The 25,246-nt window shown below is 38.1% G+C and carries 22 protein-coding genes and 1 tRNA gene; 2 read left to right on the top strand and 21 right to left on the bottom strand.

Annotated elements, in window-relative coordinates:
- Positions 1-172: 172 nt before the first annotated feature.
- From hpt to spoIIE, 5 genes are all read right to left on the bottom strand, one after another.
- Positions 173-715 (bottom strand): hypoxanthine phosphoribosyltransferase, encoded by a 543-nt coding sequence (gene hpt, locus X953_RS00435; protein WP_040953911.1) that lies wholly within the window; start codon positions 713-715, stop codon positions 173-175.
- Positions 716-732: 17 nt separating this feature from the next.
- Positions 733-2,127, bottom strand: a complete 1,395-nt coding sequence (tilS, locus tag X953_RS00430; RefSeq protein ID WP_232217755.1) for a tRNA lysidine(34) synthetase TilS — start codon at positions 2,125-2,127, stop codon at positions 733-735.
- Positions 2,128-2,176: 49 nt separating this feature from the next.
- Entirely contained in the window at positions 2,177-3,118 is a 942-nt protein-coding gene (locus X953_RS00425; RefSeq protein ID WP_040953910.1) for a protein kinase, read from the bottom strand.
- On the bottom strand, positions 3,087-3,818 hold the full coding sequence (locus X953_RS00420; protein WP_040953909.1) for a VWA domain-containing protein: 732 nt from the start codon (positions 3,816-3,818) through the stop codon (positions 3,087-3,089). The genes X953_RS00425 and X953_RS00420 overlap by 32 nt, the downstream gene beginning before the upstream one ends.
- Positions 3,819-4,046: 228 nt before the next feature.
- On the bottom strand, positions 4,047-6,500 hold the full coding sequence (spoIIE, locus tag X953_RS00415; RefSeq protein ID WP_040953908.1) for a stage II sporulation protein E: 2,454 nt from the start codon (positions 6,498-6,500) through the stop codon (positions 4,047-4,049).
- 339 nt (positions 6,501-6,839) lie between these two features.
- Between spoIIE and X953_RS00410 the strand changes: the two genes are divergently transcribed.
- Positions 6,840-6,913: transfer RNA gene (locus X953_RS00410), tRNA-Met, on the top strand.
- 339 nt (positions 6,914-7,252) lie between these two features.
- Here the strand turns inward: X953_RS00410 and X953_RS00405 are convergent.
- The 4 genes from X953_RS00405 to yabP form a co-directional block, all read right to left on the bottom strand.
- The gene (locus tag X953_RS00405) at positions 7,253-7,639 is read right to left on the bottom strand and encodes a S1 domain-containing RNA-binding protein (RefSeq protein ID WP_019376356.1); all 387 of its coding nucleotides are present in this window, start codon (positions 7,637-7,639) and stop codon (positions 7,253-7,255) included.
- 143 nt (positions 7,640-7,782) lie between these two features.
- Positions 7,783-8,163 carry a septum formation initiator family protein gene (locus X953_RS00400; RefSeq protein WP_040953907.1) on the bottom strand — a complete coding sequence of 127 codons (381 nt, stop codon included), beginning with the start codon at positions 8,161-8,163 and terminating at the stop codon, positions 7,783-7,785.
- Between the two features lie 4 nt (positions 8,164-8,167).
- Entirely contained in the window at positions 8,168-8,767 is a 600-nt protein-coding gene (yabQ, locus tag X953_RS00395) for a spore cortex biosynthesis protein YabQ (protein ID WP_040953906.1), read from the bottom strand.
- Positions 8,764-9,069 carry a sporulation protein YabP gene (yabP, locus tag X953_RS00390; protein ID WP_040953905.1) on the bottom strand — a complete coding sequence of 102 codons (306 nt, stop codon included), beginning with the start codon at positions 9,067-9,069 and terminating at the stop codon, positions 8,764-8,766. The genes yabQ and yabP overlap by 4 nt, the downstream gene beginning before the upstream one ends.
- Positions 9,070-9,253: 184 nt before the next feature.
- Here yabP and htpG point away from each other — a divergent pair, with 184 nt between their 5' ends.
- Positions 9,254-11,134, top strand: coding sequence for a molecular chaperone HtpG (htpG, locus tag X953_RS00385; protein WP_040953904.1), 1,881 nt, complete (start codon positions 9,254-9,256; stop codon positions 11,132-11,134).
- A 45-nt stretch (positions 11,135-11,179) separates the two neighbouring features.
- Here the strand turns inward: htpG and X953_RS00380 are convergent, their stop codons facing one another.
- From X953_RS00380 to purR, 12 genes are all read right to left on the bottom strand, one after another.
- Positions 11,180-11,440 (bottom strand): RNA-binding S4 domain-containing protein, encoded by a 261-nt coding sequence (locus tag X953_RS00380; protein WP_040953903.1) that lies wholly within the window; start codon positions 11,438-11,440, stop codon positions 11,180-11,182.
- Positions 11,441-11,446: 6 nt separating this feature from the next.
- Positions 11,447-12,892 carry a nucleoside triphosphate pyrophosphohydrolase gene (gene mazG, locus X953_RS00375; protein WP_040953902.1) on the bottom strand — a complete coding sequence of 482 codons (1,446 nt, stop codon included), beginning with the start codon at positions 12,890-12,892 and terminating at the stop codon, positions 11,447-11,449.
- Positions 12,889-14,481 (bottom strand): polysaccharide biosynthesis protein, encoded by a 1,593-nt coding sequence (locus tag X953_RS00370; RefSeq protein WP_040953901.1) that lies wholly within the window; start codon positions 14,479-14,481, stop codon positions 12,889-12,891. The genes mazG and X953_RS00370 overlap by 4 nt, the downstream gene beginning before the upstream one ends.
- A gap of 225 nt (positions 14,482-14,706) precedes the next feature.
- Positions 14,707-15,243 carry a stage V sporulation protein T gene (gene spoVT / locus X953_RS00365; RefSeq protein WP_040953900.1) on the bottom strand — a complete coding sequence of 179 codons (537 nt, stop codon included), beginning with the start codon at positions 15,241-15,243 and terminating at the stop codon, positions 14,707-14,709.
- 229 nt (positions 15,244-15,472) lie between these two features.
- Positions 15,473-18,997: a transcription-repair coupling factor gene (mfd, locus tag X953_RS00360; RefSeq protein ID WP_040953899.1), complete on the bottom strand. Its 3,525-nt coding sequence runs from the start codon at positions 18,995-18,997 to the stop codon at positions 15,473-15,475.
- A 79-nt stretch (positions 18,998-19,076) separates the two neighbouring features.
- Positions 19,077-19,307 carry an anti-sigma-F factor Fin family protein gene (locus tag X953_RS00355; RefSeq protein ID WP_040953898.1) on the bottom strand — a complete coding sequence of 77 codons (231 nt, stop codon included), beginning with the start codon at positions 19,305-19,307 and terminating at the stop codon, positions 19,077-19,079.
- Positions 19,308-19,405: 98 nt separating this feature from the next.
- Entirely contained in the window at positions 19,406-19,966 is a 561-nt protein-coding gene (gene pth, locus X953_RS00350; protein WP_040953897.1) for an aminoacyl-tRNA hydrolase, read from the bottom strand.
- Between the two features lie 75 nt (positions 19,967-20,041).
- On the bottom strand, positions 20,042-20,671 hold the full coding sequence (locus X953_RS00345; RefSeq protein WP_040953896.1) for a 50S ribosomal protein L25/general stress protein Ctc: 630 nt from the start codon (positions 20,669-20,671) through the stop codon (positions 20,042-20,044).
- Positions 20,672-20,799: 128 nt separating this feature from the next.
- Positions 20,800-21,753, bottom strand: a complete 954-nt coding sequence (locus X953_RS00340; RefSeq protein ID WP_040953895.1) for a ribose-phosphate diphosphokinase — start codon at positions 21,751-21,753, stop codon at positions 20,800-20,802.
- Positions 21,754-21,767: 14 nt separating this feature from the next.
- Positions 21,768-23,147 carry a bifunctional UDP-N-acetylglucosamine diphosphorylase/glucosamine-1-phosphate N-acetyltransferase GlmU gene (gene glmU / locus X953_RS00335; RefSeq protein ID WP_040953894.1) on the bottom strand — a complete coding sequence of 460 codons (1,380 nt, stop codon included), beginning with the start codon at positions 23,145-23,147 and terminating at the stop codon, positions 21,768-21,770.
- Between the two features lie 193 nt (positions 23,148-23,340).
- Complete coding sequence (gene spoVG / locus X953_RS00330; RefSeq protein ID WP_019376371.1) at positions 23,341-23,643, bottom strand: septation regulator SpoVG; 303 nt, start codon at positions 23,641-23,643, stop codon at positions 23,341-23,343.
- 764 nt (positions 23,644-24,407) lie between these two features.
- A complete protein-coding gene (gene purR / locus X953_RS00325; protein WP_040953893.1) occupies positions 24,408-25,220 on the bottom strand; it encodes a pur operon repressor in 813 nt (270 codons plus the stop codon).
- Positions 25,221-25,246: the final 26 nt, after the last annotated feature.

Genomic DNA, 25,246 nt, shown 5'->3' with positions numbered 1-25,246 from the left:
CTCCCAAGCGGGGAAAAACTATATAACATCGTACCATATGAAAAAGCTGGAATACAACTAATTTCACTTCATAAGGAGTGCTCTATGCATCCTAAGTTAATATCCACTTGTTACCATTTTTTAAACAAACAATTACATCATTGCTTCACTATTTTTATCTATTCCAAGTTAATTATTCTCCACCGTAAATCTCTGGTTTTAACACACCAATGTATGGCAAGTTACGGTATTTTTCCTGATAATCAAGTCCGTACCCAACCACAAATTCGTTAGGAACCTCAAAGCCGACTAAGTCTGCTTTAATAACGGCTGTTCTTCCAGATGGCTTATCAAGCAATGTAACAATTTTTATTGATTTGGCTTTACGGTATTTGAATAAATCAACCAAATAACTTAAAGTAAGGCCACTATCTATGATATCTTCAATAATTAAAAGATCCCGACCTTCTACTTTGGTATCCAAATCCTTCACGATCTTTACTTCACCGGAAGAACGCATTTCGCTTCCGTAACTGGAAACATCCATAAAATCCATTTCCAAGTGAATATCCATCTGTCTTAATACGTCGGACATAAATGGCATAGCCCCTTTTAAAACCCCAATTGCCAAAGGGAACTTTCCTTCATATTCTTTGCTAAGCTGCTGTCCAAGCGCTTTGCATTTCTCCTTTATGTCTTCTTCAGAGATAAGGACCTCTTTTATATCGTTATGCATGTATGCTCCTCCTACTTTTAGCCTCTTTCGTAATATATATGGATATACGGGGCATTATTAGCTTGATGTTTAGGTTGTCCTTTTTTCAATCCGATAAGCCATAAAATTTCACCTTGATCATCTACCAGAATTGGCCAGGAAGCCCGTTCTACTTTTGGAATTTTAGCATCTATAAAAATGTCTTTCACTTTTTTACTACCTGCTAAACCCTTCCAACGCATCCTATCACCCGGTTTACGAGTACGAATATGTAGAGGAAGCTGAATTTCTTCCAAATTGCAAATGAAGCTATCCCTTTTTCCTAATAGCGGTTGATCCATCATTTCAGCATAGATCACGGTCCCATCAGGTAACATTGTTCTTCCTGGGACTTCTAAAGTTTTACAATAAGAGGGATCGTGGGGTTCTAGATCAGCGAAGTAAAAAGATAAATTATTATATGACTTTTCCAATGTTAAATGGAACGGAAAATCAATCTGTACGTTTCCTTTTCCGTTTTCCAATAAAGAAAAAAAATACGCTTCATGGATGTACGATAAATCTTTGGGTAAACGCTTATACAGATAGTTTAATATTAGATGATAGGCCCGTCTTTGTAAAGCAATTGGATGTTTTTTGAAAAGATTAATTTCAAAGGATGCTTTCTCATAATTAGCAGTGAAGTCTACCAGTCTATCTACCAGTTTTTCAGCTTCATTTCTTAAGTATGCTTCATCTTCAGCAAGTGTTTCACTCAAATGTTGGACTGTATTATGTATATTACTGTTTTTCTCTTTTATTAATGGCAGCACGGTATTTCTAAAATAATTTCTTGTATATGTTAGTTCATCATTAGAGGGGTCATATCTTGGTGTAATGCCATTTATCTTGCAATAGGCTTCTACTTCCAATCTTGTAACAGCCAACAAAGGTCTTATAATCCAGCCTCCAGCAAATTCCCTTTTTGCAGGTATGCCACTAAGCGCACTTGAATTTGCTGATCTAACTAAACTCATTAACATGGTTTCCAGCTGGTCATCGCTATGATGGCCTAGTGCTAAATAATCTGCCTGATGTGCATACATTTGTTCTTCAAAAAAGCGATAACGCATTTCTCTCGCAGCAACCTGTGTACCAACATGAAGTTCGTTCTTGTAAGATTTCACATCAACTGAGGTGCTTTTAAAAGGGATTTCCCATTGCCTGCATACCTTTTCCACATATTTTACATCCGCGATGGATTCCTCCCCGCGCAATTGGTGATCCACAGAGATCGCGATTAAATTTAGGCCCCACTCCTTCCGAATAGCTCGAAGAAAATGAAGGAGCGCCATCGAATCAGGCCCACCTGAAACTCCAACCAAAACCGTGGTGTTCTTTTTCAGTAGTCGTTGTTTATTTATAAAAGCTATTACGGCCTCATTCATCTGCATCCCAACTCCAACCTCTTAAGCTGTCTCAAGAATACCATACTTTCCCCCCCTATAAAAGCAAGGACAACACGTAATACATGGTTGCCAATAGCGTGATCCCACCTGCTTCTGCTAGCATAGGTAGTGATGATGATCTTTGTACATTTTTATTGGCACGTGACCGTGACCTCTTCTGCATGTGGTACATACAGTTAATAACCTCTACACGCATTTCAGCGCTCGTTTGATATTTACCTTCTACAGCCTTTTTTAGGACAGTACGGTAGGGGGTTAGCTCCTTTATTGCATCGATTTTGTTAAATAAAAAAACCTGAGAAGAGGTTTGCTTTTTTTCAAATCGCTTCGGATAAAAGACATGTAAAAATACCATAACCAATGCGAATAAATCATAGCTTGGTTCAGCTTTTCTTGTACCAAGCCCCCAGTAGCCCCGGTCGTAGAACTCTGTATACTCCTTAATCGCTCTTCCTACTTTCGTTGTACCACCAACATCAATCCAACGAACTCTTGGAGGGGAATGAAGCACTAAAATGTTATCTGTTTTTAAGTCACCGAAAATCCAGCCAGATTGATGAAGTCTCTCCAAATCCTCAAGCAATTGTAACATAAAGACACCTATCCATTCATTTCCTTGTTGCCGGATAAATGATGCCAGGGATTGCCCTTGTAAATACTCCATTACATAAAATGTATACTGGTTACCAAGCGGAGAAGTCCAATCATCTATATCTACTAAAGAAGGTCCAAGCGGATTACCTTGGACCTTTTCCAGCGACTTTAAGACATTCACTTCCACGGTCATGGATGTACTTGTATCACTTATTTTCAATGCAGCAGCGCGGCCATTCCATTCACATAAATAGACAGTTCCAATTGCCCCTGATCCCAGCTCTTTTTTAATGAGGTAGCTATTCTTATGCCACTTGCCTGTAATTTGAATGCCCGGCCTTATTTCCTTGTTATGCTTCTTCCATGCCTGGTTCGTCCTCATTTCTAAAGCTCCTTCGCAAGCTCTTTCTGCCAAACTGGTACATTGCTTCACGAATAGCGGGCCCTGTTGGCGTTATCCCTCCACTAGTCAGCTTTGGAAACACGGTAGAAATAGCATCTAATTGTGGCGACCAATCAAACACTTTTTGAATATCTTTCCTTTTACCAGGAAAGCTGTAAATACAAAAACGATTTCTTCCAATACGGGAATTTAGACTAATGGATAAATCTATTAAGGCTTCTTTCACAGTAGGAAGCTTATCATGCATACTTGCGCTTGTATCAATAAGTACTAAAACTTCCAAATCACATGTTTCTCCCATATCTTCTACCACTTCCATAATTTCGCCTCGCTTTTCAGGCGCGAGATCCTCCATCGATTGACCAGAACCTAAAATCTGTTGTAACTCTTTATTAACAAACCCTTGGAGTGTTTGTGTCATGGCCTGTTTTGTGACTGCTTGAACAGTCTGTGATAATGCCTGTTTATAGACAAGCTGACTAACTCCACCTCCAGATAAGGCGATTTCTTCAACTTCCTGTAAGCCCTCTGGTTGCTCCGTTTGATCATCCAATATCCCTATTACATTAACGGTTATCCCTTGCTGGTGGGCTAACGCAGCGGTGGCAGCAGGATCCTCTCCTTTATTGGAACAGCCATCCGTAATCAGCAATATTTGCTTTAATGTCCCTTTTCTCACTCTATATATACCTCCCATCATTTTCCATTACCATCATCACCAAAAAACATGGGAAATATACTACTAGCTGAGGGATTGGAGTCCAACAGTGTCAAAATTGAATTGTATGAGATAGCTTTTTATCACAACATATGTAACAGTAATTTTAAAAGCTGAACCGCCTTGTTTATACCCACAAGGCGGTTCAGCTAACTAGACCATGCCCAAATGATCGTTTTTCCTTTTAAATTATTGTGCTTTTTCACCATAGACAGGGACATTTGCCCATTTCGGACTGTTTTTCATCACCTTTGTTACCAAAACAGTCATATCATCTACAATTTCACCTGACCTTGTCCGAATAACCTCCTCTAGAAGCAGGTCCGCCATTTCTTGAGGATCTTCTGTCTTCATCTCTCTTATTTTCCTTTTCAACCATACATCGGTATTCTCCACATCTTTCGGTCCGTCAAATATTCCGTCACTCATCATGATTAATAAATCACCAGACATCAATTGATCACTTACAATATCCACATCAAATTCCTGCACAATCCCCATTGGAAGATTACTTGCTTCTACTTTTATAAGTTGATCACCTCTTTTAATAAAGCTAGGTGTTGACCCTATTTTTAAAAAGCGAACAAATGCATTATGCATGTCAATCACAGCTAAGTCCAAGGTTGCAAAGATCTCATCCGTGCTGCGGAGGGACAAGATAGAGTTTATGGACTTTATTGCTACTTTTTCCGGAATCCCTGTTTGTAAGATTTGTTGCAACAAGCGGAGGGTTTCCATGCTTTCTTCTCTTGCTCTTTTTCCATTCCCCATCCCATCACTAATCGCCATTGCAAATTTACCAGCACCAAGTTCAATCGTTGTATAACTATCTCCTGAAATCAATCCTCCACCCTTTGCGGCATTTGCAGCCCCTGTTTCTACAACAAATTCTTTTGCCGATCCAAACGCTAAATAACTATACCCATTTGGAAAAGGAGAAATTTCCTCCTGCTTTACTATTACCATTTCATTTAGAATTTCGGATAGGACAGGAGCAATTAACTTGGAGCCTTCCCCGTGATAATCATAAAAGGTCATTGTCATTTCTATATCTACATTTCCTTTTTCCAAACCATATACATCCAGCTTTTCCAATTGAATTCCTAATTGTTTAAGTGCATGTACAATTTGCAGTTCCTGTTGTTCATGCATCTGCCTTTCCTTAAGAATCTCTTTCGCAAAATCCTCCATTACCTCTGAGACACCTTGCAATTGATCAGCAACTAACCTCTTGCTTTCCATTACTTGCTGCTTTAATTTTTGATTCGCATTAAAGTAAGAAGCCTCTTCCTTCATGGCATCGACTACTTTTTTGGATTTAACACAGTAATTTTCAAACTCACGGGATACCCTTCGATTTGGTTCATGACCGTCTGCTATATCATCTTTCATTTCTTCCATAAGTGAATAGGTGGTATCAAACTGTTTTTGCCAGCAACGTTCCTTCATAAAACAAGTCTGGCATGTTTTTTCTGTTACTTGGCTAAGAAAAAAGTCTGTCTCTCTTTTGAGTTCATCATTGTCTGGCGAAGCTATGTCTGTTGTTGCAAAACTTTTGGATAGGGCTTCAAACACATCAGAAAACTGCTCTACTCTTTTCGCTGTGACATTTCTTACCTTTTGTAAATATTGCTCTTGTTCATTAGTATATTCTTCGGTCCCAGGTATATATCTGGAGATTTTTTTGAACCAGCTTCCAGGAGTAATTAAAAAGAAACCGATTGCAAAGCTTGTTTCTATAATAGAAGGAATCAGTGTGGCCGAATCACCATATATTCCAATTAAAAATGTGCCCACAAAAAGCCCTACAGCAACACCCGGTTTTTTACCTTCTTTAAGCAAACCGCCCAATAAACCGGAGAAGGCTAACAAACTCATCTGGTACAAATTAGCCACGTTTGCCAGTGATAAAATTAATCCAGCAACAACACCAACTGTTGATCCAATCGCTGCCCCACCAACGTAAGCAAGAATTAGCACAAAATAACGAGAAAAAATTTGTTCCATAGAAGCATCATAGATTGTCCACCCGATTGTACCAGTAAGTATAGAGGCAATTAGAATAATCATACAGACTACCTCTTCATTTTTCAGGGCTGGCTTGTATCGTTTTGGTGATAATAAAGGAATACTCTGCATAAATATTAGTACAAGTACTGCCCCTAAAACGCCTTCAACTACTACCAGCATCCATTCATAGGAGGATAGTTGGCTATTAAAGGAATAGATACATATTCTGGCAGCAGCAGTTGATGAAAACACAATAATTGGTAACACTAACTGCTGGTTTTTAAATTTCTTAAATAAGCCAGCTAATAATATAAATACAATCATTGCAAAGGTTATAAATATACTATGAACAATTGAATAACTTAAAGCACCAGCAATGACAGCGAACATGGATTTGACCGTTTTATCTCTATGTATAAACCACATAGTAGCCAGAAATGCTACAGCAAATGGGGAAACAACAGAGAGAATAACAGCCCGTCCCAATAAAAAGCCTACAAAAAAATATAGCCATCCTTTGTTAAGTAACACGCTCTTCACCGTGGCAGATCCTTTATGCCGAAGTTTTTGTATTTGGCTTATATTATCCGTACCCAATACTTTTGGTTCCACCCTCGGAATTGAATTCATCATACATAACCACTCCCTCTTTGTGATATTAAACCACAATATGCCTTCTTTTTTTGTCAAAAGAGCAGGGTGCTATGCAAGAATCGTTCGACTTGTTTCTAAAAAACAGGCATGATTCAACACGAACATATGAACGTTACTATTGATATACAAGGAAAGGGATTAATGACATAATCTTTTATTTTGTTGAAAATCCTAAGGATGTGGCGAATAAAGCAAAGCGTAGTGTTTTGTTACAACTTGGTAGGACATCTAAATTATCTGTTATTCCTTTATTTACTTTCTACTTTTCTATTGACATCAGAGTGAGGCTGTTGTATTATATTTTTTGTTGACTTATTTGGCGGCGTAGCTCAGCTGGCGAGAGCGTACGGTTCATACCCGTGAGGTCGTGGGTTCGATCCCCTCCGCCGCTATCAAAAAGAAAACCTGCAGAGAACTATTGTTCCTGCAGGTTTTTTTTTGCTTGATGTACTAACCAGCCGTAGAGCGAGAGTATCCGCCGGAGAAGAAAGTAATCAGCTGCAGAGCGAAACTATCCCCCGTAGAAAAAATTAATCTGCCGCAGAGCGAAACTATCCGCCGCAGATTAATTTAATCAGCTGCAGAGCGAAAGTATCTGCCGAAGAAGAAATTAATCAGCTGCAGAGCGAGAGTATCCGCCACAGATATTTATTATGTAAAGCCAAAAAAACCAGCTTCCAATCGGAACCTGGTTTTTATTTATATAGAGCATTGTCTATAGACAGCAACTGCTATCCTCTTTTAGCACCTCGACCCCCGCGTTTGGATTCCGTGTGCTTCTTTAAAGAGGCCAAACGGTCTTCTGAATCTTTGAGGAAACGGTTCATTTTGGATTCAAATGATTCCGTACGCTCACGTGGATCACGCTGTGGACGTTTTGGTTTGTCTTTTGCTTTTTTAATAGACAGACCAATCTTACCATCCTTTTCAACATTAATAACTTTAACCTTCACTTCTTCACCAACACTAAGGTGTTCATTAATGTCTTTCACATAGTTGTCGGCAACTTCACTAATGTGAACTAAGCCCGTTTTACCTTCCTCAAGCTCCACAAACGCTCCAAAATTAGTGATACCAGTTACCTTTCCCTGCAGCTTGCTGCCTACTTCGATTGACATAAAAAAAATGCTCCTCCTTAAAATTTTTAGAAAAATGGAAACCCCATAACTATGGAACATTCATCTTTCCAGCATCCTGATTCATTTATAATCAGAATATCATGTCTTCTCTATTATATTATAGCTAAGCTTATAAATGTGTGTCAATATGACGGCTTTTCTTGAGGAATATTAAAGATTAATTCCCCTTCTTTGGAGAAGAAATAGTTTGTCCTTGCAATTTCCAAGACATACTCTTCATCATTAAGCAAGGTGATTTCCTCTTTCATATTCTTTTCTTCTTTCTTTAATGTGGCTAATTCATCCTGCAGCTGTTCGTATTCCTCCATTTTTTCCGCACGGAGTTCCCGTTGATTAAAATGATAGGATGCTAAGCTTCCGATAGCCAAGAGAGCTATTAAAGAAAATAACACAAGACGACGAATCAAACGTTGTTTTTTTCTCTTTTGTCTCTCTATGTACACATCATATTGCTGCATGTAATTCGAATCCAGTCTTGTAACTGTTTTTTCTCTCGCTGACAAGCTTTTACCTCCTCTTTGACCATATAAAATGTATCCATTTAGTTGTTATATTCTTCATTGTACTACAAAATCCTGCTATGTTGAGTAAAAAACTTTGAATCTTTTTCGGTAAAATGGAGTATATCAATCTTAACAAGCCCCTAATTGGGAAAAACACTACTTTAAGACAAAAAAGAAGAATGATGCCTATCAGATGAATAAGCCAAAGCACTAAAGCAATCACTATGCTTATCATCCACTTTATTGGATTAATGAGGAGCAGCTGGATAAGCCTTTCAAAAAAGTGATAAATAGCAGCAATTACTCGTATAATATATTCCAACAATTTCTTATATAGTTTAGCGACAAGAACCTGATAAATAGCAAAACCAAGCACACATGCAGCAATAATGTAAAATCGTAGCTCCCCACCATTAACCCGAAAGAGCACATAAAATAGGATGACAGTTTGAGAAGTCCAAAAAAGGACCTCCATGAGATAGGATAGAAATACGTTCTTCTTCCAGAATGGCTTGAACCGATAGAAGGTTTCTAGAGCTATACCCAGATAGAGGCCACTTAAAACCATAGCGAACATGGTCATAAATTGTGTATCTAATGTCATCTGAAGAGCTTGCTAAAGAATCCTTTAGCTTTCTCCTGCTGCTCGTCCACATAAGATAGCTCGTACACTTTTCCTTTAATAGTTACATTTCCCTCTCCAACATCGAGGTTTTTTAATTGAAGATTTTGTCCACGTATAATTAAGTAACCCATTACCGTTTCCAGTAGAAATTCTTCATTATCAAAACTGTCGACTTCCTTTACACCTGTTATTTCCAGATTTCTTCGGTTATTCATTTTTACATAATGATCTGTTTGCACACGTGTATCTGTTGTCGTTGGTTTATTTTCATAATAGTTCATTGTAAGAGACCCTCCTTATCCCTATTACTATATGAACGAAAGGACAAGTGTAGAACCTGAATCCAACATATAAGAAGAGTGTTTCTTGACACCTGCCAATGGATATGATATTTATTTTATGGGATTATCACTCTTAATGAACGAGTGCTAATATGATATCATCAACTTGAAGGGAGTTTTAACGATGGTTAAAAAGCAGTTTCAGGCAGAATCAAAAAGATTATTGGAAATGATGATTAACTCAATTTACTCACAAAAAGAAGTATTTCTACGAGAATTGATATCCAACTCCAGTGATGCTATTGACAAAATATACTACAAGGCACTTACAGATGATTCCCTGGACTTTGATATGGGCAATTACTACATAAAAATAAGTGCTGATAAAGAAAATCGCTTGTTGAAAATCAAGGATACAGGGATAGGAATGACCAAAGAGGAATTGGAAAACAATCTTGGGGTCATCGCTCAAAGTGGATCATTAGCATTTAAAAAAGAAAATGAAACAAAAGATGGACATGATATTATCGGCCAATTCGGGGTAGGCTTCTATGCTGCATTCATGGTTGCAGAAGAAGTAAAAGTCATTAGCCGTGCACTTGGTAATGAGGAAGCTTATGTATGGGAATCCAAAGGTGCTGACGGATATACAATAGAAACAGCCAATAAAGAGGATGTTGGCACAGAAATTATCCTTAAGATCATGGAAAATACCGAAGATGAAAACTATGATGAATATCTTGAAGAATACCGTTTGAAGCAAATTATTAAGAAATACTCTGACTTCATTCGGTACCCAATTAAGATGGATATTACAAAAAAGGAACCAAAAGAAGAAGGTAGCGAAGATTACACAGAGTATACAGAAGAAGAAACAATAAACAGCATGGTGCCGATCTGGAAAAAGAATAAGAGTGAATTAACAGATGAAGACTATGAGAACTTTTATCAGGAAAAAAGGTATGGCTTTGATAAGCCACTAAAACATATCCATATCCATGTTGATGGAACCATTCGTTATAATTCTATTTTATACATTCCGGAAACTACACCATATAACTATTACACAGCTGAATATGAAAAAGGCCTGGAATTGTATTCAAATGGTGTGTTGATTATGGAGAAGTGTGCTGAGCTCTTGCCAGATTATTTTAGCTTTGTGAAGGGATTGGTCGACTCGGAAGACTTATCCTTAAATATTTCACGGGAAATGCTACAGCATGATCGTCAATTAAAATTAATCTCAAAGAATATAACAAAGAAAATTAAACAACAGCTTTTACAGCTGTTAAGAGAAGATCGGGAAGGGTATGAGAAATTCTTTGAGTCATTTGGACGCCAATTAAAATATGGTGTGTACAGCGACTTCGGTGCGAACAAAGATACCCTACAGGATTTGCTGCTTTTCTATTCTTCAAAGGAAAAGAAATTAGTATCACTTGATGAGTATGCATCGAGAATGCCAGAGGATCAAAAATATATTTATTATGCAACAGGCGAATCCATTGATCGGATTGATAAACTACCTCAAACAGAACTAGTTGCAGATAAAGGATATGAAATTCTCTACTTTACCGATGAAGTAGATGAATTTGCTATAAAGATGCTCATGCAATACAAGGAGAAGGAATTCCGCTCTGTATCCAGTGGAGACCTTGGCTTAGATATGACAGAGGAAAATAATAAAGCTGAGGAAGAAGCAGCCTCCAACAAAGATTTGTTCACAGAAATGAAAAAGCAGCTAGAAGGCAAGGTAAAGGATGTAAAGGTCTCTAATCGACTCAAATCACATCCTGTCTGCTTATCAACAGATGGAGAGATCTCTGTGGAAATGGAAAAAGTACTTAGCGCAATGCCTAACAATCAACAAATAAAGGCAGAGAAGGTACTGGAAATCAACCCAGATCACGAAGTCTATCACTCACTAAAGACAGCTTACGAAAGCGATAAAGAAAAATTTGCGTTATATACAAATTTACTTTACAATCAGGCATTACTTATTGAAGGTCTCCCAGTTGGAGATCCAGTAGAATTTACAAATGACATATGTAAAGTGATGGTTTAAATCTCAAAAGCACAAGCGCCCGATTCCACTGAACCGGGCGCTTTTTTATTCGTCCTTTTTTTCCTCTTTTATTACCTTATACAAAGTCTCAGCTTCATCCTTTTTTACATTTTCGCGAAGAGCTGTTACTTCAATGGTAACCAATTTCTGACCGAATTTAATCATTAGCTCATCACCCACTGCAACAGTCGAAGAAGCTTTTGCCTGATTCCCATTAATGGTAATTCTGCCTTGATCTGCTACTTCCTTCGCCAGTGTACGACGTTTAATTAGTCTGGAAATCTTTAAAAACTTATCTAATCTCATCTTTTCCTACTCCCTCTCTTTTGCCTGATTCCAAAAATAATCCATTTCTTCTAAGGAAACATTGTTTATGTTAAGGTTATTCTCTTGAATCTGTTCTTCAATGAAATGAAAACGAGAATAAAATTTCTGGTTAGACCGATTCAATGCAATTTCCGGGTTTATTTTATAATAACGCGTTAAATTTGCCAGGACAAACAGGACATCTCCAAACTCTTTTTCTATTTCTTCCTCGTTTCCAGATTGTATGGCCTCTTTCACTTCTTTTATTTCCTCATTAAGCTTACTCCAAATGTCATCCACATTGTCCCAATTAAATCCTACTTTGGCAGCCTTTTTTTGTAATTTATATGCTTTTGCAAGAGAAGGAAGATGATTAGGTACTCCATCCAACAAGGAGGTTCGAACCTCCCCTTTTTCCTCTCGTTTTAATTCATCCCAATTTTTATAAACTTGATCAACTGAATCTACAGAGACATCAGCGAACACATGTGGATGGCGGTGAATCATCTTTGCAGTAATTGAACGGATTACATCATCTACCGTAAAGAATCCGTTATCCTCTCCAATCTGACTATGAAGCATTACTTGAAGCAAAATATCACCAAGTTCTTCGACTATATTTTCATCATCTTGTTGATCAATTGCATCTATTAGCTCATAGGCCTCTTCCACGGCATACTCCCGCAAGGTTTCATGTGTTTGTTCCCTATCCCATGGACATCCATCAGGACCTCTTAATATGGCAATAACCTCTTTTAATCTAGGAAATGTGTGTTGAAGCAGGTTTTCTGTTACTGGAGGAATATATATGCTTGTTAAATTGCTTATTTCCATCGAGTGATCTAATTCCTCAAGTGGCATCGTACGGACAGATTCTTGTTCACTTCCAGCAGCATCTACGACTTTTATTTCAAATTCAGGTGGTAAATCTTCTAATAAAGCAAGCTTGACCTCTGAAGCAATAAACCGATCATATACCTGGCAAAATATAATATGATTGCGGTAATTCAGCTGATTGCGATTAAAGGACGTCCCGTCTACAAATTGGAAGCCTTCGATAGGATCCATTTGTAATGTAGTAAATAAATCATCAAGATAACTTTGTCCACCAAGGATGTCTATTTCAACCTCTTTTTGCTCCAATAACAACTGGACGGTCTTTTCGGCAAGCATCGGATGACCTGGAACGGTGTATATTATTGGTTCCTTTCTTCCCTTCTCAATTAAGCTCCTGACAATACGCTCATATACATCAACAAAGTTAGTTTCCTCTTCATACATCGAATCGAAGGATGTAAACTGTACTCCTTCATCTTCAAGTGTACGAATCACCGGATGGTCTTTTGTACGAGTATACACCGTGCTTTTTTGATTAACTAATTTCTTATAGAGACCAAGAGGTAACTGATCGATATCTCCTGCTCCTAATCCGATAATCTCAATTTTACTCATATTTTATTTCTCTCCTTATAAATCCGAATAAAAAAATTAGATGCTGGCAGCATGCGTAATTCTTTAATCGTAAATGCTTTCCATCTTATCATACAAAAAATATATATAGCCCCACCTGTAAAAGAAATGAATACTACGTATACCAGCAATCCCCACCTAGACATATCTTCCATGAAAGAAATAATAAAATTTCCTATAGCCAAATAAATAATCATTAAACCGGCTGCACCACTAAGCACCTTCCAATTGATTTGTTTATAAAAATGTAAACCAGGTACCTTTCTTCGTAATTCCATCGATACGATGATACACAGCAAAAGCAGACTGACAGTAGTAGCTAACGCTGCTCCGATTATTCCTATCCATGGAACGAGTGTTTGATTAGCAATCCACTTTACAAAGAAAGCTATTAAGATGAAGCCTGCCGTACGCTTCACATAACCGAGACCCTGGAGTATGGAAGAGGCGGTAATCGCAATAGAAGCAAAAACAATAGCAGATACGAGGATTTGCAGGTAGCGTGTACCTTCCGCGTTTTGGTATAGTAATTCATTCACTTCTTTAAAAATAATAATTAATCCAATACAAGCCCCTACCGCTAAATACAAACTGAATTTCAATGCCCCTCGTATATAAAAATAAAAGGTCTCCGGGTCATCCTCCAGCCGCTTTTGAGAAATAGAAGGGAGAAGGGCCAAGGCAAAAGAGGAACCAAGCACGATGCCAAGTTGAATCAGTGGCTGTCCACGATCAAATACACCTTTTGCCTCCATTGCGGTCTGCTTGTCCAGGCCATGGCCAAGTAAGCTAGGAAGCAATGTAAACGTATCAGCAAATTGAATAACTAGTAATACCATATGGTTTAATGTCGCAGCCAATCCCAAAATGAGTAATGTATTTACATAATAATTCCATGGGACAGGATGATTGGTCTCTTCTTTTTTTAATTGTTTGTTCCGATAGAATATTACTAAAATGAAAAGCGCAGTAATTGAGCCTAGAATAGCTGCCCAAACAGCTGCCTGCCCAATTTTATATAAATTAATCTGCTGTGTTGAAATAACTACTGCTGCTCCTACAATAATAAAGACCCTAACTATCTGTTCTCCGATTTGAGAGAAAGCTACTGGTTTCATGTATTGGTTACTCTGAAATACACCGCGAAGTAAAGCGGTGAAGGGAATAACTAAAAAGATAAAGGCACTGAAACGATATGTGCCAGCAAGCCTCTCATCTCCAATCCAAACAGCCAGTAAATCTGCGTTAAGTAATAAAAATAGAAAGAGTGTGGCATTTATACATAATAAAATAAGTATGATGGGAAGATGAAAGGTCTTAAAAGTTAACTTCTTTCCCATTCGCTTTAGATCCATTGCCATTTTGGAGATAGCTGAAGGAAAGCCATATAGGGAAAGCATAAGAGCGATTCCTAAAATAGGATAAATTTGTTGATAGATATAAAAACCAATATCGCCAGTTAAATTTTGTAATGGGACCCGGTATCCAGCACTTAGAACCTTACTGATAAGTCCACCCGCTGTTAGCAGTAATGCACTTTTGACGAGTTTATTTGTTTCATTCACGCCCATAAATAACGTCCTTTTTAAAATTACAATGTGAAATTATTATAGCATAGTTGTCTATTTCGCGTGATACACAGAATGAACGTCTTAAGTACAAGCGAGACATCAACTCCGTTACTACAGAGTTTATTCATTTTGCGATTCATTGAAAACCCCCAATATATTAGAATTTTTTTTAATTAAAAAAAAGCAAAAAACAGTACATACTGTTTTTTGCTGCCCATATAAGTATTATTCCATCTGTCTTGCCAAGAATCCCGCCGCTGTTTCAATTGATTTTTGCTCTACATTTGTGATTTTCTCACCATCTTTTGAAACAATCATTACACATCCAATTGGGTCTCCATTTGCAATGATAGGGCTAATACAATAAGAATTTAATTCCTCTTCGTTTCCTTCTACAAGCTCCAGAGTACTGGCATCTGTAACAAACACTTGATTTCTTTCTTCAATAATTTTTGTTAGTTGTGTACTAATATTTTTGTTTAAATAATCCTTCTTTGACTCACCTGCTACTGCAATTATTTCATCTCGATCACAGATAAACACAGGAGATTGCAGGGAATCAAATAAAGCCTCTGCATATTCTTTTGCAAAATTACCTAACTCATTAATAGGAGAGTATTTTTTTAAAATAACTTCCCCTTCTCTGTCTACAAATATTTCCAAAGGATCTCCTTCACGGATGCGTAAAGTTCTTCTAATTTCTTTGGGGACCACTACTCTACCCAAATCATCAATACGTCGAACAATTCCTGTTGCTTTCATTCGTTAGCAACCTCGCTTTCTTTGATGCATTTCTTAGTGATTTTTCCTTATTTCGTTATTCCAGATATTATCTTGATACTTAAAAATCACCAGCTGTTTTTTTAGTATGAATCAACTTAGGATAACTATACATTTCATTCCATTTTTTATGAATTAAATGTTTTGTAAGTTAACCTGCAATCAATCTGTATGCATGCTACTATACCCGCGGAAGCTCATAGAGTAACTTTTACTCGTCTCTGTTTACCGTACTTAGTCTTTGTAAGAAATCACCAATTAATTCATATCGCTCATGTTTTGTGTCCTTGGTCCATTGGTAAACAATTTTTAACTTCCTATCCTCTGTTCCAAGCTGTACACCACGGCCAAATGTATTGGCAATTTCAAATAGTTTAGATCCATCAATCTCCTGGCTGCGGTTTTCATCCATAATAATTTCTATTTTGTTTTTCTTTTCACTGATCGACTCTGCCTTCTCATTTTTGGCATACATCTTAAGAGTAGAAACGGTAAATAAGTTCCCTACCTCTTCAGGATAATCACCAAAACGGTCAATCAATTCATCTTTCAACTCATCCGTGTCTTGTGGAGAGGAGATCGTTTGAAACTGCTTGTATATCTCAATTTTTTGTTTTTCATCCCGGATATACGTATCTGGAATATATGCATCAATACTAAGTACTAACTCAGGTTCAAATGGTTTAATATCTTCTACATCTTTTCCGGCCTTGCGAGCATCAATGGCGTCCTTAAGCATTTGAGAGTACATATCAAAACCAACAGAGTCAATAAATCCATGCTGCTGGGAACCTAAGAGGTTTCCTGTGCCACGGATGGATAGATCACGCATGGCAATTTTAAATCCGGAGCCAAGCTCTGTGAATTCCTTAATAGCTTGGAGGCGTTTTTCTGCCACCTCTGTAAGAACCTTATCTTTTTGATACGTAAAATAGGCATAAGCTACTCGGTTAGATCTACCTACTCTTCCCCTTAACTGATACAACTGACTTAATCCCATACGGTCAGCATCATTTACAATTAATGTGTTTACATTTGGAATATCTACTCCAGTTTCAATAATTGTCGTACTTACCAAGACATCGTATTCCCCAGCTAAAAAGGCGAATATGATACTTTCCAGTTCTGTTTCATTCATTTGGCCATGCGCCACAGCAATTCTCGCATCCTCAACCAGCACACCAAGATCACGAGCAACCTTATCAATATTTTCTACACGGTTATAAAGGAAGAATACTTGCCCTCCCCGTGCCATTTCCCTTTCAATGGATTCCCTAATCAAAATAGGATTATACTCCATTACATATGTTTGGATTGGGAAGCGATTTTCTGGGGGTGTTTCGATAACCGATAGATCTCTTACTCCTAGCATGGACATATGCAAGGTTCTAGGGATTGGTGTAGCAGTAAGAGTTAATACGTCTACATTTGTCTTTAGCTGCTTAATTTTTTCTTTATGCTTTACTCCAAATCGCTGCTCTTCATCCACGATGAGTAAACCAAGATCACGATATTCTACATCCTTTGAAAGGATCCGGTGTGTACCAACAATTACATCCACAGTACCCTTGCCCAATCCCTTAATCGTTTCTGTTTGTTGTTTTCTTGTTCTAAACCTACTTAGGAGACCAACATTAATTGCATGATCCTGGAACCGTTCGAGCATTGTTTCATAATGCTGCTGAGCCAATATAGTAGTAGGAACTAAAATAGCAACCTGTTTACCATCTGCTATTGCTTTAAAAGCTGCACGAATAGCAACTTCGGTTTTGCCATAGCCAACATCTCCACATAGCAAACGGTCCATTGGCCGCTCTCTTTCCATATCCTGTTTAATTTCTTCAATACATCGAAGCTGGTCCTCCGTCTCCTGGTATGGAAAGGAAGCCTCAAATTCCCGTTGCATCTCCGTGTCCTCAGAAAAGGCGTACCCTTTCTTCGCTTCTCTTTCTGCATATAGTTTAATTAAGTCATCTGCAATGTCCTCTACGGAAGACTGGACTTTACGCTTTACCTTTGTCCACTCACTACCGCCAAGTTTATAAAGCTTTGGTTCTTTTCCTTCTGAACCAACAAATTTTTGGACCTGATCTATTTGATCAATAGGAACAAATAGTTTGTCGTCACCGGAATACTTGATCAACATGTAGTCCTTATGCAAATCACTAACTTCCAATGTTTCGATGCCAAGGTATTTACCTATCCCATGGTTGGCATGAACAACATAATCACCAACTTTTAATTCCTGATAACTCTTAATGCGCTCTGCATTAGAAATTTTTTGTTGCTTCCGCTTTCGCTTTGTCCTTTTCTTGAACAATTCATTTTCTGTAATGACCGCCAATTTATGCATAGGAAATTCAATACCATTGGAGATATTCCCGACGGCAATCGTTGGCTTCTCAACAGGTAGCTCAAGGTTTTTCGTAACAACTGATTCCATCTCATAATCCGAAAAAATAGATTGAATCTTTTCCGCGCGCTTTTCATTTGGCGCCAATACTACTACAGAAAAGTCACCTTTCTCCCAACGGTGTAATTCGTTTTTCAATAAATGCATCTGGCCATGGAACTCCTGCATCGCCCGTGTGGATAAATTAATAATATTTTGTGGCTGTGTATTTGGAATATGCCTTAAAAAGATAGACATATACAGACGTTGATGATGAATGTGTCCCCAAACATGTTGCCAATCAAATGAAAAATAACTGTTTTTCACCATTTGGTTGGATTCCAAAAGACTGCTATACCATTCCGCTTCCTCTGTATCAAGATTAGTAGCAGTCTCTTGAATTCTGCTCATCTCGTCAAATATGATCAGGCCATCCTTTGGTAAATAATCTAGTAAGCTAGCAGGCTTTTCATAGAAATAACCAATATATTTATACATTTCCTGAAAATGTTCCAAATTCTTCAGCCGCTCTGTATCATGCTTAATTACTTCAACTAATGTTTCTTTCGCATGAGATGAAGTCATATTCTTTAATGTCTCTGCCAGAGCCGTTTCTACTCTTTCCCCACCAGATAACATATCACTTTGTGTTAGCAAAAGCTCAGTGGCAGGACCAACCATTACCTGGTTCAGTTTATCAAGTGATCTTTGCGTCTCGGCATCAAAATAGCGTATAGAATCTATTTCTTCATCAAATAATTCTATACGTATTGGATGCTCCTCTGTGATTGGATATATATCAATAATGCCACCCCGCCGGCTGAATTCTCCCGGACTTGTTACCATGGAGGCGCGTTCATACCCCATATCAACTAGAGATAATAGATATCGTTCTATATCAATTTCCTCGCCGAGCGTAAAGTTCAATTGGTACTTTTCCCAATACTCCGGGGGTGGCAATATTCTTTTTAGTGCAGCAACCGGCGCTATTAATATACCTGATTTCTTTGTTGCCCATGCTGTTAATGACTCAATCCGCTGGCTTCTTAATTCTGGGCTGGCGATAGCAATTTCTGATGCAATTAATTCATTTACAGGGTAAAGATGTACATGATCCTCACTGACAAACTCAGCTAAGTCATCGTAGAGCTGCTGAGCTTGTACCAATTGATGTGTAACAAGGAGAATTGGTTTATTAAGTGAATCATTAATTGATGAAACCAATAAACTTCTTGCAGAACCGGATAACCCGGCAATAAGCTGTTCTCCCATCCCACTAGTTATTCCATCCAGAATGGACTTTATATCCTCTTTTGATTCTAAATATGAATTTATACCCTTCATTCCTAAACCCCCACCTACACTGTTGCAAATAAGCGCAAAAACGCCTTGGCGCAATACCAAAGCTGTTCTTGCCTATGCTTTATTGAATAAAAAAATCCAATTCATGATAACTCGGGTGACGTCCCAATGTCTCCTCACAATCTTCGCAAATTGCTTGGATCAATATATCACCATTAGCCTGATAATGTATCATTTCTTCTTTTTCCTTCACTGTTAATTGATCAAATCCCAACATGGATGTATCAACAACTTGCTGATGTAATTCACCAATTTTATGACCACAGTGCCTGCACTTATAGACAACCGCCATATAAAAACCTCCTATGGATATGCCTTGATGTCATCATCAGTTTATCCGAAAGAGATTTTATTTATACTTTAGTTGTTACATGCTAGTCTATGTATCCATCAATTATTGTATTCATTCATTACTTCCAAAAACGGTCTTTTCAGCCAAGCTTCGCATGCGTCTGCTGATTTTGTGATACTAGCTGCAACATCGTCCTGTTCCTCTTTTGGAAACTTACCCAAGACATAGTCTACTACGGGTATTGGCTTAACAGGCCTTCCCACTCCGATTCGGATCCGCTTAAACTCTTTCGTACCTAAATGATCAATAAGCGATCTAATCCCATTGTGGCCACCATGTCCGCCCTTTTGTCTTAAACGGATTTTCCCTGTTGGTAAGTCCAAGTCGTCATAAATAACCAATATATCTTCCACATCAATCTGGTAAAAATCCATTAATGGCCGAAGTGACTCTCCTGAAAGATTCATAAACGTTTGTGGCTGGAGCAAGATGATTTTCTCTCCGTCCACTCTTTCCATCGCGTATTTCCCATTAAACTTTGATTTATCAAGTTCCCAATTATTGCGTTTTACTAATTCATCAATTACCATGAACCCGATGTTATGACGTGTTTCCTTATACTTTCTTCCTGGATTACCCAGACCTACAATACATTTCATTTTGCTTCTTCCTTTATATGAAAGTCAATACAACAATCCCTCCTGATGAAAGGAGGGATTGTTGTAGATATCCTTTTATTCTTTATCTTCTGCATCAGCATCTACCAATTCAGGCTCATTATTCTCATCTGGAGCCTCTTCCACATCATCCAATGTATCTGGTGGCAGAACCGTTGCGATTGTTGTATCTTCATCTTCAAGAAACTCATAGTTGGATGCTTTCGGCAAGTCAGCAATAGCAATTGTATCACCAACAGCTAATCGGGAAATATCCACTACAATTTCTTCCGGAATATCACCTGGCTTAGCACGAACCTGTAATTCATATAATGGTTGCTGCAATACTCCTCCATCCTTGGAACCTTGTGCTTCTCCTTCCAAGCGAAGAGGTACTTCCACATCCATTTCTTGAGACATATTTACAATATAGAAGTCTGCATGTACTAGTTCATCTCTCAGTGGATCAATCTGATACTCATGTAACATCACATCTACCGGCTTTTCATTTTCAATATCCAATGAAATGATCGCATTTCTACCTTCATCTCTCACTGTTTTAACAAGTTCTACACTATCAACAGAGATGGATTTGGCATCCTTTGCTTTGCCATAAATTACTGCAGGTACTCTTCCTTCATTTCTAATTTGCTTAGTTGTTGATTTTGTAAGATCTTCTCGTTTTGTAGCCTTTAATTTAACTGCCATCTGTATCACCCTCCAAAATTTTAAAAAACTAATATAAGTTTTCTCTCTTTATTGATTATGTGCGATCATGCAGTAATTCAAAAAACAATCCATTTAGAGATTACCCATAAAATCTACTTTCTAAACGTCTAGTCAAAAAGAATGCTTACTGATTGAAGTTCATGTACACGGATAATCGCCTCACCAATCAATGGTGCAACAGAAAGCTCCGTAATTTTATCACTCTGCTTATTTTCTGTTTGAGGAATAGAGTTTGTAATTACAAGCTCCTTGATCTCAGATTGGTCAATTCTCTCTATAGCAGGACCAGATAAAACAGGGTGTGTACAACAAGCATACACTTCTTTGGCTCCATTCTCCACTAAAGCGTTCGCAGCAAGTGTAATTGTTCCAGCCGTATCAATAATATCATCAATAAGAATTGCTGTTTTACCTTCAATATTTCCAATAATATTCATTATTTCAGCTACATTTGGACGTGGTCGGCGTTTATCAATAATCCCAATTGGAGCTTTTAGACGATCTGCCATTTTCCTTGCACGTGTAACTCCTCCATGATCTGGGGAGACAACGATAATATCATCCAGATTTTTGGCTTCAAAATAATCCGACAAAATTGGCACACCTTGTAAATGGTCAATCGGCACATTAAAGAACCCTTGAATTTGCGGTGCATGCAAGTCCAACGTGATAACACGGCTTGCTCCAGCTGTTTCTAACAAATCTGCCACAAGCTTAGCAGTAATAGGCTCCCTTGAACGGGCCTTTCTATCCTGACGTGCATATCCATAATAAGGCATAACAATATTTATGGATCTTGCGGATGCACGCTTCAGGGCATCAATCATGATGAGTAGCTCCATAATATGCTCATTGACCGGGGAACATGTTGATTGGACAACATACACATCACAACCACGAATGCTTTCTTCAATATTAATTTGTACTTCCCCATCACTGAACCGTTTAACGGAACATTTACCTAAGCGAGTTCCAATATGATCTGCAATCTGCTCTGCTAATTTAACGTTTGAATTTAAAGAGAACACCTTTAATGATGCGTCTTTATATGTTGATGCCATTGTATTACCCTCCGTTAATCTTTTTGTCGGTTCTTTATTTTTGAAGCATATCCTTCTTTATTCGTCTGTCTGGCTCTTGCTACAGATAAGGAATCTTCGGGTACATCTTTTGTAATGGTGGACCCTGCCGCAACATAAGATCCTTTGCCAATAGTTACTGGTGCTATTAAATTGGAATTACAACCAATAAATGCATCATCTTCAATGGTGGTCAAATATTTATTTTTTCCATCATAGTTTACTGTAATTGTACCACAGCCAATGTTCACATTGCTTCCTACCTCTGCGTCTCCAATGTAACTTAAATGGGATACTTTACTTTGGTCATCCAACTTTGTTTTCTTGATTTCTACAAAGTTACCAATTTTCGCTTCATTGCCAATAACAGACTCTGGTCTAATGTGAGCAAACGGGCCTATATTTACGCGTGCACCAATTTTGCTATCTGCGGCAACGCTTTGTTTTATAACTGTATTTTCTCCAATATCACAGTTATTTATTTCACTATGCGGGCCTATTTCTGCACCTGTTTTAATCACAGTCTTTCCCTTAATAACACAACCGGGGTGAATAATAGCATCCTGCTCAATAACAACCTCAGGTTGGATATAAGTATGGTCCGGATCAATGATGGAAACTCCGTTACGCATATGTTTTTCATTCATACGTTTTTTCATAACCTTCTCAGCTTGCGCAAGCGCCACACGATCGTTCACACCCAAGGTTTCTTCAAACACCGGGGTTAGAAATGCAGCAACCTTTTCAGATTGACTGCGGAGAATCTCGATAACATCGGGTAAATAATATTCCCCCTGTGAGTTATCATTTGATACGTGTTGTAAGGCTTGAAATAATGCTTTATTGTCAAAACAGTATGTACCTGTGTTAATTTCAGTTACGCTTAACTCTTTTTCTGTTGCATCTTTATGCTCTACGATGCGTTCCACTTCATTACTATCATTACGTAACACTCTTCCATACCCGGTTGGGTCTGAAGCATCAGCAGTTAAAATTGTTGCCTTCGCACCAGTCTGTTCATGGTGATTAAATAGCGCCTGGTAAGTTTCACTCGTAATTAATGGTGTGTCACCACAAACAACGATCGTAGTTCCTTCTTTATCTTTCAGAAGATCTTCTGCCTGCAACACAGCATGACCCGTTCCCAATTGTTCTTCCTGGATAACGAGTTCACTGTCCTTACCGATATATTCAGCTACTTTCTCTGCACCAAATCCAACAATTGTAACCAATTTATCTAATTCTACTGTCTTTATTTGATCAATAACATGCTGTACCATGGGACGTCCCATTACAGGATGTAACACTTTATAAAGCTTGGATTTCATTCTAGTTCCTTGTCCGGCTGCGAGAATCACAGCATAACGGTTAGTCATTAGGAAACCTCCATCCTTCCTTTTTATCCATTATGAATATATCTTAAAAAACGTCGAATTTCAATAGATAATAGCAGATAAGGGCAGAAGTTTTGACAATAAGTAATTATTTACATATGTTAGCCTCTTGTTAAGACAAAAAAAAGAAGGCTAACCTTATGTAGATTAGACCTCTTGTTGAATTACAGGTAATTTAGGAAGCACCAGCTTCTTCATATTGTGCCTCAGCTTCGGCTTCTTCTTCTCCTGCACGGCGGTATTCTTCTAATACAGCATCCTGAATCTTGGAACGAGTACCCGAATTAATAGGGTGGGCAATATCCCTAAATTCTCCATCTGGGGTACGTTTAGATGGCATGGCTACAAATAAGCCATTATTTCCATCAATTACACGAATGTCATGTACCACAAATTCCTGATCCAATGTAATCGATGCAATTGCTCGCATTCTTCCCTCTGTATTAACGCGGCGTAATCTTACGTCAGTTACTTCCATGATGTTTCACCACCTTTTCCCTTTTGAACTTATTTAAATAGTTCAACAAAAGAAAAGAAATTCCTGCTTAATTATTAAAAAAATTAAATATTTATAAAATAGTTTTAAAAGGAAAGAAAAAAGGGCTTATAAATACTTTTTCCTAAGGTGAAAGTACTATGAAAATCGTTTAAATAAAACTATAAAAAATACCACGCTACCTATTTCTAACCTATCGGAATCACCCAATGAGTCGAAAAATAAATAAACTACGACGTAACCTTTGATGTTTAAAGTGTGAAAAATAACTTTGTTGCTTGAAGCTCACTGAAATATTTGAAGAGTTAAGCCCCATTGATTTCCGCTGCAGGGGGACGCTTTCCGCCGGCATGGCCTCAGCCGCTTCCTCCGCTACGCTCCGTCCAGGGTCTTCGCCTCATGCTATTCCGGCAGGAGTCGCCCCCTTCCGCTCCAATCAATTGGTATGTGCTATTGATTAATTTGAGGTATTTAAGAATTGAATAAGTGGCTCTTATCTTTAATAGCTTTGAGATATACACCTTAGCGAAGGGGAAATATGGAGACTCCTGCGGGAAAAACGAGACTAGCGAGACCCCGCAGAACGGAACGTTAGTGAAGTTCGAGGAGGCTCGCAGGCCGCCCGCGGAAAGCGGAATATTTCCCCCGTAGCGGTGATTTACGCAGTCTCTATATTCTTAGTTCACAGTTTCTTCCTACTACGAATGTACGAGATAACGTTTTTATCCCAACATTTACAGGAGAACCTATTTAATTAGATTCCCTGCATGGACTTCTATATTTTTCTCCTTAATATTTACATTGGATATCTTAACAAGAGATGTATAATCTTCAACTACACGCTCTTCTTCCTCATCATCAGCCTCAGCCAATACACCAATTGAGGTTACATTCGCATTAAATTCATCTAAAAGATTAACAATCCCATTAATTGTTCCTCCGGCCTTCATAAAATCATCAATGATACACACATTAGCACCTTCCCAAAGGCTTCGTTTTGGCAAGACCATTGTTTGAATCTTTCTTGATGATCCAGATACATAGTTAATACTTACAGATGAACCCTCTGTGACCTTAGGATCGCGTCTCACAATGACTACAGGCACATCTAGGAAGGAAGCAACAGCGTATGCAAGAGGGATTCCCTTTGTAGCTACAGTAACAACTACATCGATATTTAAGTGTGAAAAAGCAGATGCAAAAATCCTGCCTATTTCTCTCACCATTTTAGGGTCACCCAGTAGATCACTCATATACAGATACCCACCTGGCAGGATGCGTATTGGATCCTCGAGTTTTTTGCATAATGTATCAATAAACTGTATTCTCTTTTCCTTAGAAGATTCAGGGATAAACATTACTCCACCTGCAGCCCCTGTTGTTCTCTTAAGAAACCCGAGTCCTTCACTTTGGAACACACTGTCAATGATATCCATGTCCTCACTGATTGAAGCTTTTGTTGTATTTAAAAGATCCACAAAATAAGGAAACTGTGTATGTTTTCTTGGATTTTCAACGAAAAAGTTCGTCAATGCAACCAACCGATTACTTCTTTTCATTTCCACACCTCAAAACCGAATATTTA

Origin of the sequence: Virgibacillus sp. SK37, assembly GCF_000725285.1 — a bacterium.
Lineage (GTDB): Bacteria > Bacillota > Bacilli > Bacillales > Amphibacillaceae > Virgibacillus_Q.
This window is presented reverse-complemented; position numbering and strand designations above follow the sequence as displayed.